This is a genomic window from Enterobacter sp. SECR19-1250 (assembly GCF_013391025.1).
Classification (GTDB): Bacteria; Pseudomonadota; Gammaproteobacteria; order Enterobacterales; family Enterobacteriaceae; genus Enterobacter; species Enterobacter cloacae.
In genome coordinates this window covers 60,392-76,494 of record NZ_JACASJ010000003.1, presented here as the reverse complement: position 1 = coordinate 76,494, position 16,103 = coordinate 60,392, and the positions used below count along the sequence as shown (strand labels likewise).

16 protein-coding genes and 1 tRNA gene are annotated in these 16,103 nt (G+C 55.5%); 6 read left to right on the top strand and 11 right to left on the bottom strand.

Annotated features, from left to right (window positions below):
- Positions 1 to 82: 82 nt before the first annotated feature.
- Positions 83 to 322: a hypothetical protein gene (locus HX884_RS01550; protein ID WP_023294053.1), complete on the top strand. Its 240-nt coding sequence runs from the start codon at positions 83 to 85 to the stop codon at positions 320 to 322.
- The gene (locus tag HX884_RS01545) at positions 322 to 642 is read left to right on the top strand and encodes a hypothetical protein (protein ID WP_023294052.1); all 321 of its coding nucleotides are present in this window, start codon (positions 322 to 324) and stop codon (positions 640 to 642) included. Before HX884_RS01550 ends, HX884_RS01545 begins: the two co-directional genes overlap by 1 nt.
- Before the next feature lie 105 nt (positions 643 to 747).
- On the opposite strand, the gene HX884_RS01540 is transcribed toward HX884_RS01545, so the two are convergent.
- The 3 genes from HX884_RS01540 to HX884_RS01530 all read right to left on the bottom strand — a co-directional run bounded on the left by HX884_RS01540 (position 748) and on the right by HX884_RS01530 (position 2,904).
- Positions 748 to 824: transfer RNA gene (locus HX884_RS01540), tRNA-Pro, on the bottom strand.
- A gap of 72 nt (positions 825 to 896) precedes the next feature.
- On the bottom strand, positions 897 to 2,657 hold the full coding sequence (gene yejM, locus HX884_RS01535) for an LPS biosynthesis-modulating metalloenzyme YejM (protein WP_178327543.1): 1,761 nt from the start codon (positions 2,655 to 2,657) through the stop codon (positions 897 to 899).
- A 19-nt stretch (positions 2,658 to 2,676) separates the two neighbouring features.
- Positions 2,677 to 2,904 (bottom strand): YejL family protein, encoded by a 228-nt coding sequence (locus tag HX884_RS01530; protein ID WP_001135586.1) that lies wholly within the window; start codon positions 2,902 to 2,904, stop codon positions 2,677 to 2,679.
- Positions 2,905 to 3,038: 134 nt separating this feature from the next.
- Here HX884_RS01530 and yejK point away from each other — a divergent pair, with 134 nt between their 5' ends.
- The gene (yejK, locus tag HX884_RS01525; RefSeq protein WP_014832722.1) at positions 3,039 to 4,046 is read left to right on the top strand and encodes a nucleoid-associated protein YejK; all 1,008 of its coding nucleotides are present in this window, start codon (positions 3,039 to 3,041) and stop codon (positions 4,044 to 4,046) included.
- Between the two features lie 52 nt (positions 4,047 to 4,098).
- Here the strand turns inward: yejK and rplY are convergent, their stop codons facing one another.
- The 4 genes from rplY to HX884_RS01505 form a co-directional block, all read right to left on the bottom strand.
- A complete protein-coding gene (gene rplY, locus HX884_RS01520) occupies positions 4,099 to 4,383 on the bottom strand; it encodes a 50S ribosomal protein L25 (protein WP_013097994.1) in 285 nt (94 codons plus the stop codon).
- A 118-nt stretch (positions 4,384 to 4,501) separates the two neighbouring features.
- Positions 4,502 to 5,374, bottom strand: coding sequence for an alpha/beta fold hydrolase (locus HX884_RS01515; RefSeq protein WP_045292131.1), 873 nt, complete (start codon positions 5,372 to 5,374; stop codon positions 4,502 to 4,504).
- Positions 5,375 to 5,426: 52 nt separating this feature from the next.
- Positions 5,427 to 6,020: a TetR/AcrR family transcriptional regulator gene (locus tag HX884_RS01510; RefSeq protein WP_178327542.1), complete on the bottom strand. Its 594-nt coding sequence runs from the start codon at positions 6,018 to 6,020 to the stop codon at positions 5,427 to 5,429.
- A 71-nt stretch (positions 6,021 to 6,091) separates the two neighbouring features.
- The gene (locus HX884_RS01505) at positions 6,092 to 7,849 is read right to left on the bottom strand and encodes a DEAD/DEAH box helicase (RefSeq protein WP_178327541.1); all 1,758 of its coding nucleotides are present in this window, start codon (positions 7,847 to 7,849) and stop codon (positions 6,092 to 6,094) included.
- A gap of 151 nt (positions 7,850 to 8,000) precedes the next feature.
- Here HX884_RS01505 and rsuA point away from each other — a divergent pair, with 151 nt between their 5' ends.
- The 3 genes from rsuA to HX884_RS01490 all read left to right on the top strand — a co-directional run bounded on the left by rsuA (position 8,001) and on the right by HX884_RS01490 (position 10,543).
- Positions 8,001 to 8,708 carry a 16S rRNA pseudouridine(516) synthase RsuA gene (gene rsuA / locus HX884_RS01500; protein WP_013097990.1) on the top strand — a complete coding sequence of 236 codons (708 nt, stop codon included), beginning with the start codon at positions 8,001 to 8,003 and terminating at the stop codon, positions 8,706 to 8,708.
- Between the two features lie 15 nt (positions 8,709 to 8,723).
- On the top strand, positions 8,724 to 9,920 hold the full coding sequence (locus HX884_RS01495; RefSeq protein WP_178327540.1) for a Bcr/CflA family multidrug efflux MFS transporter: 1,197 nt from the start codon (positions 8,724 to 8,726) through the stop codon (positions 9,918 to 9,920).
- A gap of 278 nt (positions 9,921 to 10,198) precedes the next feature.
- Entirely contained in the window at positions 10,199 to 10,543 is a 345-nt protein-coding gene (locus HX884_RS01490; protein WP_013097988.1) for a YejG family protein, read from the top strand.
- 3 nt (positions 10,544 to 10,546) lie between these two features.
- On the opposite strand, the gene yejF is transcribed toward HX884_RS01490, so the two are convergent.
- The 4 genes from yejF to HX884_RS01470 are packed head-to-tail and all read right to left on the bottom strand — an operon-like array spanning position 10,547 to position 16,072.
- Positions 10,547 to 12,136 (bottom strand): microcin C ABC transporter ATP-binding protein YejF, encoded by a 1,590-nt coding sequence (yejF, locus tag HX884_RS01485; protein ID WP_178327539.1) that lies wholly within the window; start codon positions 12,134 to 12,136, stop codon positions 10,547 to 10,549.
- 1 nt (position 12,137) lies between these two features.
- On the bottom strand, positions 12,138 to 13,163 hold the full coding sequence (locus HX884_RS01480) for an ABC transporter permease (RefSeq protein WP_178327538.1): 1,026 nt from the start codon (positions 13,161 to 13,163) through the stop codon (positions 12,138 to 12,140).
- The gene (locus HX884_RS01475) at positions 13,163 to 14,257 is read right to left on the bottom strand and encodes a microcin C ABC transporter permease YejB (protein ID WP_178327537.1); all 1,095 of its coding nucleotides are present in this window, start codon (positions 14,255 to 14,257) and stop codon (positions 13,163 to 13,165) included. The genes HX884_RS01480 and HX884_RS01475 overlap by 1 nt, the downstream gene beginning before the upstream one ends.
- A 9-nt stretch (positions 14,258 to 14,266) precedes the next feature.
- Positions 14,267 to 16,072 carry an extracellular solute-binding protein gene (locus tag HX884_RS01470; RefSeq protein ID WP_178327536.1) on the bottom strand — a complete coding sequence of 602 codons (1,806 nt, stop codon included), beginning with the start codon at positions 16,070 to 16,072 and terminating at the stop codon, positions 14,267 to 14,269.
- Positions 16,073 to 16,103 lie beyond the last annotated feature (31 nt).

Genomic DNA, 16,103 nt, shown 5'->3' with positions numbered 1-16,103 from the left:
GAAAAATTGCCTGTGCTTGATCTGTTTTTATAAAAATACTACTGTATATGCATACAGTCAATGGGCAAGTGAGGGTGTGTTCATGCCTCGTCAACCGGATATTCGTGCTGCTTTTATTGCGGCCATACAGCAAAACCCGAAGGGCTATCTCTGCCTGCATACAGACAAATTCATCGCTGAACTGCAGGAGAGGCACTGGCATTTCAGCCAGGCGGATGCAAATACATGGATTGAGCGATACCAGCCGGACTTCGCCGATAAGACGACAAACGGAAGCGAGAACCGGTACTGGATCCTGCGTAACATGGGGAGGGTTTTCTAATGGGATTTCCATCGCCAGCCATGGATTACCAGGAGCAGCGCATGACGATAGATGTTATCTGCGGTGTAGATAACAACTGCCGGGTTATTGAAACTTCATGCGGCTTGGCCGTTATTAACGTCAGTCTGAAGCCAGAAGGAGGGGATACGTTGCTGGTTAGCATGGACGGGAGAAACCAGTTCGTGAAGCTAATGGGCCACGCGCTGATCACTCAAGATGGTGAAGCGATAGAAGGGGAAGCTCTGAATGACGTAACGGTACACGGCGTTCTTACACATACACTTAACCAAGTTAAAGACGATAAATCGCCTGTAATTTAGCGTGTAAATGTCGGGGGTTATTCCCCCATTTTTCCCCAATGATTCCCCGTACAAATTTTAAACATGAAAAAACCAGCCGTAAGAGGCTGGTTTTCAATGTGTTTTTGGTCGGCACGAGAGGATTTGAACCTCCGACCCCCGACACCCCATGACGGTGCGCTACCAGGCTGCGCTACGTGCCGACGCATGAAATGAATACTACTCGATTCCGTTTTGAATGCAAGGGAATCTGAGGCTAACTGGTTTATAATTAATCAGTTAGCGATAAACCGTTTCTCATCCGTCAGAACCTGTAGCAGCAGATTCAACTGCGGTTTCTGGTCTTTCAGCCGTTCACCCTGCAGATTATACGTCTGGTAGTTTCCGTTATTGTTCAATACCAGCGTCAGCATTGGCGTGGTGACCGCCAGCGTATCATTGCCCGCTGCCGTGACCCAGTTGTGGCGACGCGTGGCGCTGAAGAGATCCTGCCCCTGTGAATACTCATTTGCCGGTGTACTGACGTGCAGCAGCCGTTGCATCAGCGTGGTCATCACATCTTTATGTTCGGTGAGCATGTTAATGCGCTGAGCGGGGGTGCCCGGCCAGTGGATCACCAGCGGAACATGCAGATTCGGCCGCGACCAGCCCATACTCTTCGCTTCGTCGCCCAGCGGTACGCCATGGGCTGCCGTCACTATCACCACGGTGTTTTCGAGCTTGCCGGATTCGCGTAAGGCATCAAGCACGCGGCTAATCTGGTCATCAACATTGCCTGCTGCACGGCTGTAACGGCGCGCAAAGCCTTTCTGATTGCTGTCATCGAGCGTGGTGCCATTAAAGGCAACCCAGGAGAACCAGCGGTTATCTTCCTGCGCATAACGCTGCAGCCAGTTAATCCACTGACTGGCGGTCTGCTCGTCCGACTGGCTTTCCGCGGCTGGCAGGGAGAAATCAGACAGCAGCGCCTGGCGGTACAGCGCGCTGTTAAAGCCGTCTGAGGAGAACAACCCTAACTGATATCCCTGCTGATTGAGCCCGGTGATCAGCGCTGCAGGAATGCGCGCAGAAAGCACGCCGTCCATGTAGGCGGCTGAAATGCCATAGAACAGGCCAAAAATGCCCGCATCGGCGGTGTTGCCGGAGCTCATATGCTGGGTGAACGTCACGTTCTTGCTGGCGAACTCGGCAAGCGCAGGCATCTGCTTCTCGTAACGGGAGTAGTTCAGACCATCGACGGTGATCAGCAGGACGTTCTGTCCGCGTCCCATATCGCGATAGCGCAGATCGCTCAGCGGATACTGCACGCTAACCGCTTCCGGATTCCCTTGCTCAATCAGACGACGCTGGTACTCCTGCGCGTCCAGCAGACCGTGCTTCTCAAGGAAACGACGCGCCGTCATTGGATAAGAGAGCGGCAGGTTCGCCCGCTGCATGGTGATCGGGCGATAGAAGTTCGCATCCGCCCAGATATACATGATGTGCGAACTGATAAAGGAGACGAAAAAGATCGCGGCCACCGGTTTCGCGTAATGGCGTCGGCGGGTCAGGCTGCGCAGTTTTTGCCAGCTCCAGGTGGCAAACAGCATCTCTATCAGAAGGATCACCGGGACGCTGATAAACATCAGCTGCCAGTCACGGGCCGTTTCGTTCTGATCGGGGTTAATCACCAGCTCCCAGACGATGGGATTGAGATGCAGGTGGAAGCGGGTGAACACTTCACTGTCGATAAGCAGCAGCGTCATCCCTGCCGTTGCAAGGATGGCGGATAAAAATCGCATCAGACGCTGCGACATGACGATAAACGTCAGGGGGAAGAGGATCAGCAGATAGGTGGCGAAAACCAAAAAGCTAAAGTGCCCTACAACGCTTATCCAGGAGTAAATACGCCCGGTTAGCGTCGTCGGCCAGTCTGCGACAAACAGATAACGACAGCCGATAAGCGTCGCCAGCAGAATGTTGAACAGGGCAAACCAGTGCCCCCAGCTGACCATCTGGGAGACTTTTTCACGGTAGCGCTGACGATTCGTCACCATAAACTGTTGTTCGTTTCCCTTAATGGGCCTGGTCGTCGCTAACGGAAGACTGTAAAGCCTGGGCGAAAGATTTGGCGATCGCCTGACGCTGAGCCGGAGCAACGCTGGTATTGATAAGGTTGGTGACCATATTTCCCAAAACCATCAGGGAGAGATCGGTCGGTGTTTTATGTTTTTCCAGTACGTTGACCAGCTCACTGAGCAATTGTTCAACGTGTTCATCACTGTAGCGGGAATGTTGTGGCATAAATCAAAATCAGTTTGTTGATGAAAGGGCAACATATTACCGTAGCAACAGCTTTTTTTCCCCTTTTTTATCAGTTGTTGCACACATGTCCTGGTGGTGGTTGAATACCGCCCGGTCTAAAAGGAGAGTTTATCATGAGTCTGGAAATCAACCAGATTGCCTTGCACCAGCTTATCAAGCGTGATGAGCAAACCCTTGAAGTGGTGCTGCGCGATTCGTTACTGGAACCCACGGCAACCGTTGTGGAAATGATGGCGGAACTGCACCGCGTCTACAGTGCAAAAAATAAAGCCTATGGTCTGTTCAGCGACGAGAGTGAACTGGCTGATAGCCTGCGCCTGCAACGCCAGGGTGAAGAAGATTTCCTGGCGTTTAGCCGCGCGGCAACCGGGCGTCTGCGCGACGAACTGGCAAAATACCCGTTTGCCGACGGCGGTATCGTTCTGTTCTGCCACTATCGCTACCTGGCGGTCGAGTATCTGCTGGTCACCGTGCTGAACAATTTAAGCAGTATGCGCGTGAATGAGCAGCTGGATATCAGCTCCACCCATTATCTGGATATCAATCATGCGGATATCGTTGCGCGTATTGATTTGACCGAGTGGGAAACCAATCCGGAGTCGACGCGCTACCTGACCTTCCTCAAAGGGCGTGTTGGCCGTAAAGTGGCCGATTTCTTTATGGACTTCCTCGGTGCCAGCGAAGGTCTCAACGCCAAAGCGCAGAACAAAGGGCTGTTGCAGGCGGTGGATGACTTCACGGCGGAAGCGCAGCTCGATAAATCTGAGCGCCAGAACGTGCGTCAGCAGGTTTACAGCTACTGCAACGAACAGCTGCAGGCGGGGGAAGAGATTGAGCTGGAGTCGCTGTCAAAAGAGCTGGCCGGCGTCAGTGAAGTCAGTTTCCAGGAATTTACTGCTGAGAAAGGGTATGAGCTGGAAGAGAGCTTCCCGGCGGATCGCAGTACGCTGCGTCAGTTAACAAAATTTGCCGGAAGCGGCGGCGGGTTAACCATCAACTTTGATGCCATGCTGCTGGGGGAACGTATCTTCTGGGATCCGGCCACCGATACGCTGACCATTAAAGGTACGCCACCCAACCTGCGCGATCAGCTGCAGCGTCGTACTACTGGCGGTAAATAACCGCCATAAAAAAACCCCGCCGAAGCGGGGCTTTTTTTCGACATGTTTGCGATTACGCGCGAACGAAGTCGATGTGAGTCAGTTTTGGCTTGAACGCGTGACGCTGAACAGCCTGAACTTTCACTTTTTCTTCTTTACCGCCAACAACGATGGTCAGAACTTCGCTGTAGAATTCAGCTTTGGTCTGCATGTTCCATACTTTGTCGTGATCCAGTTCGATAGAAACTGGAGCAGCTTCGCCACCGTAAACGATAGCCGGGAACTTGTTAGCGGTACGCAGGCGGCGGCTCGCACCCTTACCCTGCACGTTACGTACTTCTGCTTCGATAGTGAACATTGATTTCTCTCTGTATTTAAAACCCTACTACAGGCGACCCAGCAGCAGGTGAGTGTTCTGCTTTGCGGATGCAAAAGCGGGCGGCATTATAGCCCCCAATCCACCTCAGGGCAATGAATTAATCCCCACTAAAAAAACCGCTTAGGGCGTCGGCGACGGCCTGAGGCTGCTCTTCTGGCTGAAAATGGCCGCAACGGGGGATCAAGCACCCGTCAACGCGTTCTGCAAACGCCCTCAGCGGCGAGGCCATATCAGGAATCGAACCCTGATCGGCACTGAGTGCCAGAACAGGAACAGAGAGTTTACCCCGTTCGCTAAGCGCCCGGTTTTGCGCAGCGGAGAGGGCGGCAGCGCGATAGTAAGCCAGCCCTGCGCGCAAGCCACCTTCGCGCGTAAAAATGCGCAGATACTCGTCAAGATCCGCCTCGCTGAAGGTGAGGGGATTCGCCGCTTTGCGACGCAGAAACCACTCCAGATAGCCGCGCTCTTTGCCCCTGATGAGGAATTCAGGCAGGTCGGCAATCACGTGAAAGGCAAAATGCCAGGTGCGCCAGGCGCGGTCCGCGGTGACGGGGAGGGCATCGGGTAAGGTAATACCCGGAATGCCGGCGTCCAGCAGCGCCAGCTTTATTACCTCATCGCTGTACATCGCCGCATAAGGCCAGGCAACCCAGGCTCCCACGTCGTGACCGGCCAGATAGTAGCGATGCACGCCAAGCTGGGTCAGCAGTTCATGAACATGGCTGGCGAGGGTGTGGGTGTCATACCCCTCTGACGGACAATCGGTATCACCCTGTCCGGGTAAGTCCGGGGCGATGACATGATAACGCTCGGCCAGCAAAGGGATAACATGGCGCCAGGCGTACCAGCTTTCGGGGAAACCTGCCAGCAGGACAACCGTCTGCGCGTGCTGTTCTCCGGCGGTGACGTAGTGCGTGCGGATGCCATTGATGAGCGTGAAGTGGTGCTGCGGGGCGATGGGCATGGTCATAACGATCTCCGGAATAATAGGAAATAATCGTTTCCTAATTGGTTAAAAAAACTCAGCCGAGCAGGCTGAGTGCCGCGTTAACGGCGCTATTGATTTCGTCCTCAGACAGGCCTTTTTTGCCGATCACGCGGTAACCCTGCAGCAGCGCGAAAAGATTACGTGCCGTTTGCTCCGTGGGCAGCGCGCGGGAAAGGCTACCGTCCCGCTGGCCCTCCTGAACCAGTTCGAGCAACAGCTGCTCGGTACGCTGCATGGCGGCTTTGATGTACTGCGCGGTTGCCTCATCAAAAACCGCCAGCTCGGTCGCGCTGGCGACCACCAGACAGCCGCGTATGCCCTCTGGACCGTGGCTGCTCTCGGCGTAGAAACGTAACACCGCCGCGATTTTATCTCGCCCGCTGCGTGCCGCCTCGGTACGCTGGCGCAGGGCGGCGCTGCGCGTCCGGGTGTAACGATCGAACGCCGCGAGAAACAGGCCATTCTTGCTGCCAAAGGCTTTATACAGGCTTCCCGCCGTAAGGCCCGTCGCGTCACTCAGCTCTTTGATTGAGGTAGCATGGTAGCCGCGCTCGCGGAAAACGAGCAGGGCGCTGTCGATGGCGGCGTCGGTGTCAAATTCACGCGGGCGACCGGGAAGACGTGGCATGAGTGAGTCCTGTTGTAATGCGATAATGCATAATAGGAAACAATCGTTTCCTATTCAAGGCCTGCCTGTCGTTAACGCAGTTCGTTGGCCCGACGAAAACGGCCTTCATAGTCAAAAACCTTTTCACGGACTTGCCAGTACTGGCCTTTCTTGCGGGCGACAACAAAATCCGGATGGCGCAGCAGCACCTGCTGATGCACGATATCCGCTACGGTTATCCAGCGCAGCGGTACGCCCGGTGTGCGGGTATGCGGGCGGATAAAGAGCTGTTCGAAAGCCGTGCGCTGAGCCGGAGTGTGCACCCGGAAGCGCTCGCTGACATCGGCACCGTCCTCATCGTAATAGGTGATTTTCAGCCATTCGCCTTTTTCATCCGCTCCCGGTTGCAGCGCCATGCCAGAGCAGCGCAGCACCAGGGCATCCTTTAACTTCAGCGCGGCCTTCAGCATGTCATCAGGGTCGACCAGAACCGTGTCACATTCGCGGCAGCGGCGGGCGGCAATATCATTTTCAGCGTTGCACTGAGGGCAGTTTTTAAAGCGGAAACGGAAATCGCACTGCTCGCGATGCCCTTCATCATCTTCAAACCAGCCCTGACAGCGGCGGCCAAAATGTTCGATCAGCGTACCGTCAGCCGTCGTCTTGCCCCAAAAGGTGTTGGCAAAGCCACAGGCAGGACAGAAGACCTGTACCGGCACGTTGTCACTTTTTCCTTTCGGCGTACCCACTTCAGGCGAGTAGAGATCGTGCGGGTTACCGGCGTAATCCAGGATCAGGCAGTCGGTTTTACCGGGAGCCAGACGCAGACCGCGGCCAACGATTTGCTGATACAGGCTGACCGATTCGGTCGGACGCAGAATAGCAATCAGGTCGACGTGGGGGGCATCAAATCCGGTGGTGAGCACCGAGACGTTTACCAGATAGCGAAACTGCTGCGCTTTAAACGCCTCAATCAGGCTGTCGCGCTCCGGGCCGGGCGTCTCGCCGTTGATCAGCGCCGCGTCGCCAGCGGGCAGTAAGCGGGTGATTTCGCGCGCATGCTCAACGGTGGCGGCAAAAATCATTACCCCTTTGCGCGTTTCAGCGAACTCTTCAATCTGGCTGATAATGTGCGGAGTGATGCGCTTTTGCTTTTTCAGCTCCTGGTTCAAATCCGCTTCGCTAAATAAACCGTTGCTCTGCGCCTGTAAGCGGCTGAAATCGTACTGGACGACCGGCATATCCAGCCGTTCAGGCGGGGTCAGGTAGCCATGTTTAATCATATAGCGCAGCGGAAGTTCATAGATACAGTCGCTGAACAGCGCCTTCTCATCCCCTCGCACCATACCGTGATAATGAAAGCGGTAAATCCAGCCTTTACCCAGGCGAAACGGGGTTGCCGTCAGGCCCAGCAGGCGTAAGTGAGGGTTCACCTCTTTCAGGTGAGTGAGGATTTGCTGATACTGGCTATCGTCGTCATCACTGATGCGATGGCACTCGTCGACAATCAGCAGCGAAAATTCGCTGCGAAACAGCTCAAGGTTGCGGGCAACAGATTGCACGCTGCCGAACACCACTTTGCCGTGGCTCTCTTTCCGCTTTAGCCCGGCGGCGAAGATATCGGCCTCCAGACCAAGCGCGCAATACTTGGCATGGTTTTGCGCAACCAGCTCTTTGACGTGCGCCAGCACCAGCACGCGGCCGCGCGCCAGGCGGGCAAGTTCGGCGATCACCAGGCTTTTGCCTGCGCCAGTGGGGAGCACAATGGCCGCGGGCTCACGGTGTTTGCGAAACCAGGCCAGGGTGGCGTCAACGGCTTCCTGCTGATAGGGGCGAAGTGTAAAAGTCATGGGGTCTCTGTATCGTTATTCCGCATATAGTATGCCACGAAACTTTTTCCCTTGAGTGGCGCAACCAGACCATTATACTGAACCGTTCCTGACTGCTTCTTTTTCGGACGCATTGTCCGACTTCCAGCACCATTAAGGCTAAAAAGATTTCATGCGACTTGATAAGTTTATCGCTCAGCAACTCGGCGTAAGCCGTGCTATTGCCGGGCGCGAGATCCGCGCCAGCCGCGTTACCGTGGATGGCGACATTGTGAGAGACAGCGCGTTCAAACTGCAACCTGACCATCAGGTGGAGTATGACGGCAACCCGCTCACCCAGCAGCACGGCCCGCGCTATTTCATGCTCAATAAGCCGGAAGGCTACGTCTGTTCTACGGACGATCCGGATCACCCGACGGTGCTCTATTTCCTCGACGAACCGGTTGCGCACAAGCTGCATGCGGCTGGCCGCCTCGATATCGACACCACCGGTCTGGTGCTGATGACCGATGACGGTCAGTGGTCCCACCGCATTACCTCTCCGCGTCATCACTGTGAAAAAACCTATCTGGTGACGCTGGAATCGCCGGTGGCAGATGACACGGCAGAACAATTTGCCAAAGGCGTTCAGCTGCATAATGAAAAAGACCTCACCAAACCGGCGGTGCTGGAAGTCATTACCCCGACCGAAGTCCGTCTGACCATCAGCGAAGGGCGTTATCATCAGGTGAAACGTATGTTCGCCGCGGTGGGTAACCACGTTGTGGGTCTGCATCGTGAACGTATTGGGGCAATTGAACTCGATCCCGATCTGGCGCCTGGTGAATATCGCCCGCTGACAGAAGAAGAGATCGCCAGCGTCGGTCTGCCCTCGCATTAATTTCAGGAGAACCCTGTGACCACCAGGCCACACTCGTCTTTCAAAATCGTGTTCATTCTTGGCCTGCTGGCCATGTTAATGCCGCTGTCGATTGATATGTATCTGCCTGCGCTGCCGGTGATTTCGGCGCAGTTTGGCGTACCGGCAGGCAGCGCACAGATGACGCTCAGTACCTATATTCTCGGTTTTGCCCTTGGCCAGTTGTTTTATGGCCCGATGGCCGACAGCCTCGGACGTAAGCCGGTTATTCTGGGCGGAACGCTGATCTTTGCAGCCGCAGCCGTGGCCTGTGCGCTGGCACAGAGTATCGATCAGCTGATCGTGATGCGTTTATTCCACGGCCTCGCGGCGGCGGCGGCAAGCGTGGTGATTAACGCCCTGATGCGTGATATCTACCCGAAAGAAGAGTTCTCCCGCATGATGTCGTTTGTCATGCTGGTAACCACCATTGCGCCGCTGGTGGCGCCGATGGCCGGTGGCGCGGTGCTGGTATGGTTCAGCTGGCATGCCATTTTCTGGATCCTGGCGCTTGCCGCACTGCTGGCCTCGGCGATGATTTTCTTCTTTATTGATGAAACGTTAGCCGTCGAGCGCCGCCAGAAATTCCACATCCGTACCACAATGGGGAATTTTGCCTCGCTGTTCCGCCACAAGCGCGTGCTGAGCTACATGCTGGCAAGCGGCTTCAGCTTTGCCGGGATGTTCTCCTTCCTGAGCGCCGGGCCATTTGTCTATATTGAGCTGAACCACGTTTCCCCTCAGCACTTTGGGTATTACTTTGCGCTGAACATTGTGTTCCTGTTCATCATGACCATCATCAACAGCCGCTTTGTTCGCCGGATTGGAGCACTGAATATGTTCCGTGCCGGGCTGTGGATCCAGTTTGTGATGGCTATCTGGCTGGTGGTCAGCGCGTTTTTCGGCGTGGGCTTCTGGGCGCTGGTGGTGGGGGTTGCCGCTTTTGTTGGCTGCGTCTCGATGATCTCATCCAATGCGATGGCGGTCATTCTCGACGAGTTCCCGCATATGGCTGGCACCGCGTCATCGCTGGCGGGGACGTTCCGCTTCGGAATTGGTGCCGTGGTGGGGGCGTTACTCTCAATGGCGACCTTTAACACGGCCTGGCCAATGCTGTGGGCGATGGCGTTCTGTGCCACCAGCTCCATTCTCTTCTGTCTTTACGCCAGCCGACCGCGAAAAGCCGTTCATTAATCTGCACATCAGGCCCGATACGGGCCTTTTTGTTGACCCATATCAACCAAACTTGCGTTCGTTTACCCTGTGTTTGTTTCTTTTATGTAAAATCTATTTGTGTAAAAAGTCACATCATTGTATTTAAAAAGGTTGAGTTAGATCGCAGAAACGGGTACATATAGCGCCGACGCGAACCTGGATACCTATAAAAAAGCGCTGAATAGTGCAGGTTGGCGATGATGTGTTACTATAAATGTAAATAAATTGTGAAGTAAATTTGCTTCCGGGGATCGAACGTGAATACATTACAACTCTCCATAGTCCATCGCTTGCCCCAGAGCTATCGCTGGTCGGCGGGTTTTGCAGGTTCGAAAGTTGAACCGATTCCGCAAAACGTTGCAGGTTGCGAGAATTGTCTGGTCGCGCTCAAACTGCTTAGCCCGAGCGATGAAGATGCATGGCCGGTAATGGAACGCTTAAGCCAGGCGCTGTCGGATATCGAAGTGGACAGCTCCGTACTGGAGTGTGAAGGCGAGCCGTGCCTGTTTGTTAAAAGTCAGGATGAATTTGCCGCAACCTGCCGCCTGAAAAACTTTGGCGTGGCCATTGCTGAGCCTTTCTCGGGCCAGTATCCCTTCTGAGTGCTAGTCTGCCGATAACAGCTGGCGCGTGTAGCTCTGCGTCGGTGCAGTAAATACGCGCTGGCACTCACCTTGCTCGACCACTTCTCCCTGCCGTAGCACAATCACCTGATGGCATAACGCCCGCACTACCTGTAGATCGTGGCTGATAAAGATATAGGCCAGCCGGTGCTTTTCCTGTAACCCTTTCAACAGGGTCAGGATCTGTGCCTGCACGGTTCTGTCCAGCGAGGAGGTCGGTTCATCCAGGATGATCAGCTCAGGTTTGAGGATCAGTGCGCGGGCAATGGCGATACGCTGGCGCTGTCCGCCAGAAAATTCAGCCGGGTAGCGGTGGCGCGTCTCGGGATCTAACCCTACCTCTGCCATCACACGCCTGACCTCATTTTCACGTTGCAGAGCCGTCAGGGTAGGCTGATGGACGCGCAATCCTTCTTCGATGATCTGCAAAATACTCAGCCTTGGATTGAGCGAGGAGTTGGGATCCTGAAACACCACCTGCATGCGGGGACGTACCGGCAGCATCTGCCGACGGTTCCAGCGGTGCAGCGGCATGCCGTCAAACAGGATCTCGCCCTGCGAGGCAATTAAACGCAGCAGTGCCAGGCCGGTGGTGCTTTTGCCTGAACCCGACTCGCCCACCAGTCCCAGCGACTCGCCCGGGCGCAGTGAAAAACGGATGTTCTTCAGCACGGCGTTCTGGTCGACCACGCGGCGCAGAATACCTTTACGGATGGGGAAGGAGACAGACAGCCCCTCGACGTTCAACAACGGCGCGCTGTCCCCCCGGAGAGGCACAGGATCGCCTGAGGGTTCACTGTCGAGCAGCCGCTGCGTATAGTGGTGCTGAGGTGCGTTCAGCAGTGCGGCGGCGGTGTTCTGCTCTACACAGCGTCCGTTTTGCATTACAGCGACGCAGTCGGCCAGCTTTTTCACTATGCTCAGGTTATGGGTGATAAACAGCAGACTCATGTTCAGCTCGCTACGTAACTCCCGCAGCAGCTGCAAAATCTGCGCCTGCACCGTGACGTCCAGCGCGGTTGTGGGCTCATCAGCGATCAGCAGTTCCGGGCGCGTCAGTAGCGCCATGGCAATCATCACACGTTGACGTTCACCGCCGGAAAGCTGATGCGGGAAATCGCTCAGCCGTTTTGCCGCGTTGCGGATGCCGGTTCTCTCGAGGCAGTCGAGGATTTCCCCGCGCGCGGCCTCTTTGCGCATGCCCCGGTGCAGGGAGAGCACCTCGTAAAGCTGTTTTTCCAGAGTATGCAGCGGGTTGAGTGAGACCATCGGCTCCTGGAAAATCATCGCAATTTTATTGCCGCGGACGCCCCGCAGGGTCTGTTCGTCGGCGTGCAGCAGCGAGCTGCCGTGAAACAGAATATCTCCTTGCGGGTAGCTCACTGGCGGAGACGGGAGCAGGCGCAGAATGGAGAGTGCCGAGACGCTCTTGCCGGAGCCGGATTCCCCCACCAGCGCCAGCGTTTCGCCACGCTGGATCTGCAGCGACAGATCGCTGACCACGGTGCGCGTCTCACCCTGTTTCGAAAAGGCAATCGACAGATTCTCGATACTGAGAAGGGGCTGCGTCATGTTACACCGCCTTGTTGGGATCGAAGGCGTCGCGCACGGCTTCGCCAATAAAAATCAGCAGCGAAAGCAGTACCGCCACGGAAAGAAAGGCTGTAATGCCCAGCCACGGTGCCTGCAGGTTGTTTTTGCCCTGCAGCAACAGCTCGCCGAGCGAGGGGGAACCGAGCGGTAGCCCGAAGCCCAGAAAATCGAGCGAGGTGAGGGTGGTGATGGAGCTGCACAAAATAAACGGCAGAAAGGTCAGTGTCGCCACCACGGCGTTCGGCAGCATATGGCGGAAGATGATCCCGCGGTCGCTCACGCCCAGTGCCTGTGCGGCACGAATATAGTCAAAATTACGGGTGCGCAGAAATTCTGCGCGCACGACGCCCACCAGCGCCATCCAGCCAAACAATATGGTGATCCCCAGCAGCCACCAGAAGTTTGGCTGCACCACGCTCGACAGCAGGATGATCAGAAACAGCGTTGGCATACCTGACCACACCTCAATCACGCGCTGACCCCAGAGGTCAATTTTACCGCCATAGTAGCCCTGGACGGCACCTGCCACCACGCCCATCACGCTGGAGAAGAGCGTCAGCATCAGCCCAAAGAGGATCGAAATTCGGGTACCGTAGAGGATGCGCGCCAGCACGTCGCCACCGTTGGCATCCGTTCCCAGCCAGTTTTGCGTGGACGGGGGAGAAGGGAAGGGGGTCGTGGTGGCGAAATTGATACTGTTGGCGCCAAAACGGATCGGGGCCCACAGTGCCCAGCCGTGTTGATCAATCTGCTGGCGCAGCCACGGATCCTGATACTCCGCCGGTGTTGCAAACGGGCCGCCAAAGTCACTTTCACTGTAGTTATTAAGCACGGGCACATACCAGCGGTCGTTGAAATGCACCAGTAAGGGTTTATCGTTGGCAATCAGCTCTGAGCACAGGCTTAACACAAACAGGACGGCAAAAATCCATAACGACCAGTAGCCACGACGGTTATGGCGAAAACGGGCCCAGCGGGCCTGATTGACGGGGCTTAAACGCGGCATCATCGGCCCTCAAAATCGATTCGGGGATCGACCAGCGTATAGCTGATATCACTGACGATATTCAGCAGCAGGCCAATCAGGGTAAAAATGTAGAGTGTGCCAAACATCACCGGATAATCCCGCGACACGGTGGCTTCATAACCCAATAGCCCCAGACCGTTAAGCGAGAACATCACCTCAATAAGCAGCGAACCGGTAAAAAACATACTGATGAACGTGGCAGGAAATCCGGCAATCACCAGCAGCATGGCGTTGCGGAACACGTGCTTCCACATGATCTGTTTTTCACCCACGCCCTTCGCGCGGGCGGTGACGACATATTGTTTGCGGATTTCATCAAGAAAGGCGTTTTTGGTCAGCATGGTCAGGGCGGCAAATCCGCCAATCACCGTTGCCAGCACCGGCAGCGTGATATGCCAGAGATAGTCGGTGATTTTCTGATACCACGGCAGGGTGCTGAAATCGGCGGATACCAGCCCCCGCAGCGGGAAGAGATCGAAATAGCTGCCGCCGGCAAAAAAGACAATCAACAGCACAGCGAACAGAAACGCCGGAATGGCATAGCTGATGATAATGAACGTGCTGCTCCAGATATCAAAACGGCTGCCGTTGTAGACCGCTTTGCGGATCCCAAGCGGAATGGAAACCAGGTAGATAATCAGCGTTCCCCACAGTCCCAGGGTGATCGACACCGGCAGGCTTTGTTTGATCAGGGTTAAGACCGAGGCACTGCGGAACAGGCTATCACCAAAATCAAACCGGACGTAATCCCACAGCATTTTGAAATAGCGCTCGTGAATCGGTTTATCAAAACCATAGCGATGGGTGATCTCGGCAATCACCTCCGGATCCAGCCCGCGGCCGCCGCGATAATGGCTTTCGCTGATATTCCCCACGCCCGTTCTGGCATGGCTTGCGCCCATTCCTTCTCCGCCACCGCCGGGCATCCCGCCGCTGGTGCCAAATTCAATCGCCGCAATCGCCTGATCGACCGGCCCGCCGGGCGCGATTTGCACAATAAAAAAGTTAATAGTGATGATGGCCCACAGGGTTGGGATGATCAGCAGGAGACGGCGGATTAGATACGCACCCATGATGATTCCTTATCGCCGCTCAGCTGGGAGTCTGGCGGCTTTGTTAACGTCATACCACCAGGTATCGAAGCCCAGCGAATAGATCGGGCGCACGGCAGGCAGCGAAAATTTGTCCCAGCGGGCAAGACGATCTTCACCCATATACCACATGGGCAGCATGTAGTAGTTCCAGGTTAACACTCTGTCGAGGGCGCGTCCTAATGGCAGGAGCTTCTGTTTATCGCCCTGTGCTGCCACGATCTTTGCAATTAGCGCGTCAACGACCGGGCTTTTTACCCCCGGCGCATTGTACGAGGAGTCGATGTAACTGGACGCCCAGGAAATCTGCAGGTCGGAGCTTGGCCAGGGCTGCGCGGGCCACAGGCTCTGCATCATATCGTAATCCCGGCTGCGCTTGCGGTTGGTCAGCTGGGCGATATCCACCTGGCGTATGTTCATTGTGATCCCCAGCCGGGCCAGGTTGTGCTTAAACGGCAAAACCCACTGATCGTTTGCCCCTGACGCGATCAGTAGCTCGAAGCTCAACGGTTTTCCCGTTTGGGCATTGACCCGTTTTTGATTTTTAAGGACCCAACCGGCCTCATCCAGCAGTTTGCTGGCTTTCAGCAAATTGTCACGATCAAAGCCGTTGCCATCGGAGGTGGGGGGATCAAACACGGTGGTAAACACTTCCGGCGGCAATTGTGCTTTGAAGGGGGCCAGCAGCGTCAACTCGTCGGCATTGGGGTAAGCGCGCGCCGCATATTCGGTATTCTGAAAATAGCTGTTAGCGCGGCTGTAGGCGCCATAAAACAGCGCCTTGTTCATCCACTCAAAGTCAAAGGCCAGGGTAATGGCCTGACGTACCCGGCGGTCGTTAAATACCGGACGCTGAATATTAAACGCCAGCCAGCGCGTGTCCTGGGCAGAGCTATTTTTTTGCTCGTCCTTGACGATGTAGCCTTTGGCAAAGTTTTTACCGATATAGCGCGTAGCCCAGTTTTTAGCGCTGCTCTCCAGGCGTAAATCGAAGGCTCCGGCCTTAAAGGCCTCAAAAGCCACGTTATCGTCCAGGTAGTAATCATAGCGAAGGGTGTCGAAATTCCAGCGCCCCCGGTTTACCGGCAGGTTGGCGGCCCAGTAGTCTTTTACACGGGAATAGACCACATACTGCCCCATGCGCCAGTCGGTGATGCGGTACGGGCCTCCTGCCAGCGGCGGTGTGGAGAGCGGGTCGCTCAGCTTATGGGCTTTCCAGAACGATTCAGGCATTACGGGCAGGGAGAACAGGCTCAGCATATTCTCTTTATTCGGCTCGCTCAGCTCAATGCGCACGGTGAGCGGTGCGATGGCCCTGACCGACGCGCCTTTGTAGACAATACGGAACTGAGGAACGCCTTCAGTCATAAATTTATGAAACGTAAAGGCGACATCGCTTGCCCTGACCGGCGAACCGTCATGAAAACGCGCCCGCGGGTTAAGCGAAATTTCCGCCCAGGCAAAATTATCCGCATACCGCACGTTTTCGGCGATCAGCGGATAGTAGCTTCCGGGCTCATCATCAGACGTGACAAACAGGGTATCGTAGAGAGATTCTGTGCGCGCCGCGGCCACGCCGCGCAGGGCAAAGCGGTTGAAGTTATCGAACGTGCCGGTGGCGGAGAGCGTCACATTCCCGCCTTTCGGCGCGCCAGGGTTGACGTAATCATAATGGGTGAAATTTACCGCGTATTTCGGTTCACCAATCACCGCAAACGCAACGTCTTCTTTGATGGTTTGCGCCTGGCTGGACAGGGCCGTCAGTGCCAACAGCAACAGTATGAAGCGCATAAACATCTCGCGGCAGCTCCCTCTTTAACAGACCGGC

Excerpts from the sequence above, each read along its gene's own strand:
- HX884_RS01550 (WP_023294053.1), top strand. The coding sequence starts at position 83 with ATGCCTCGTCAACCGGATATTCGTGCTGCTTTTATTGCGGCCATACAG.
- HX884_RS01545 (WP_023294052.1), top strand. The coding sequence starts at position 322 with ATGGGATTTCCATCGCCAGCCATGGATTACCAGGAGCAGCGCATGACG.
- yejM (WP_178327543.1), bottom strand. The coding sequence starts at position 2,657 with ATGGTGACGAATCGTCAGCGCTACCGTGAAAAAGTCTCCCAGATGGTC.
- HX884_RS01530 (WP_001135586.1), bottom strand. The coding sequence starts at position 2,904 with ATGCCACAACATTCCCGCTACAGTGATGAACACGTTGAACAATTGCTC.
- yejK (WP_014832722.1), top strand. The coding sequence starts at position 3,039 with ATGAGTCTGGAAATCAACCAGATTGCCTTGCACCAGCTTATCAAGCGT.
- rplY (WP_013097994.1), bottom strand. The coding sequence starts at position 4,383 with ATGTTCACTATCGAAGCAGAAGTACGTAACGTGCAGGGTAAGGGTGCG.
- HX884_RS01515 (WP_045292131.1), bottom strand. The coding sequence starts at position 5,374 with ATGACCATGCCCATCGCCCCGCAGCACCACTTCACGCTCATCAATGGC.
- HX884_RS01510 (WP_178327542.1), bottom strand. The coding sequence starts at position 6,020 with ATGCCACGTCTTCCCGGTCGCCCGCGTGAATTTGACACCGACGCCGCC.
- HX884_RS01505 (WP_178327541.1), bottom strand. The coding sequence starts at position 7,849 with ATGACTTTTACACTTCGCCCCTATCAGCAGGAAGCCGTTGACGCCACC.
- rsuA (WP_013097990.1), top strand. The coding sequence starts at position 8,001 with ATGCGACTTGATAAGTTTATCGCTCAGCAACTCGGCGTAAGCCGTGCT.
- yejF (WP_178327539.1), bottom strand. The coding sequence starts at position 12,136 with ATGACGCAGCCCCTTCTCAGTATCGAGAATCTGTCGATTGCCTTTTCG.
- HX884_RS01480 (WP_178327538.1), bottom strand. The coding sequence starts at position 13,163 with ATGCCGCGTTTAAGCCCCGTCAATCAGGCCCGCTGGGCCCGTTTTCGC.
- HX884_RS01475 (WP_178327537.1), bottom strand. The coding sequence starts at position 14,257 with ATGGGTGCGTATCTAATCCGCCGTCTCCTGCTGATCATCCCAACCCTG.
- HX884_RS01470 (WP_178327536.1), bottom strand. The coding sequence starts at position 16,072 with ATGTTTATGCGCTTCATACTGTTGCTGTTGGCACTGACGGCCCTGTCC.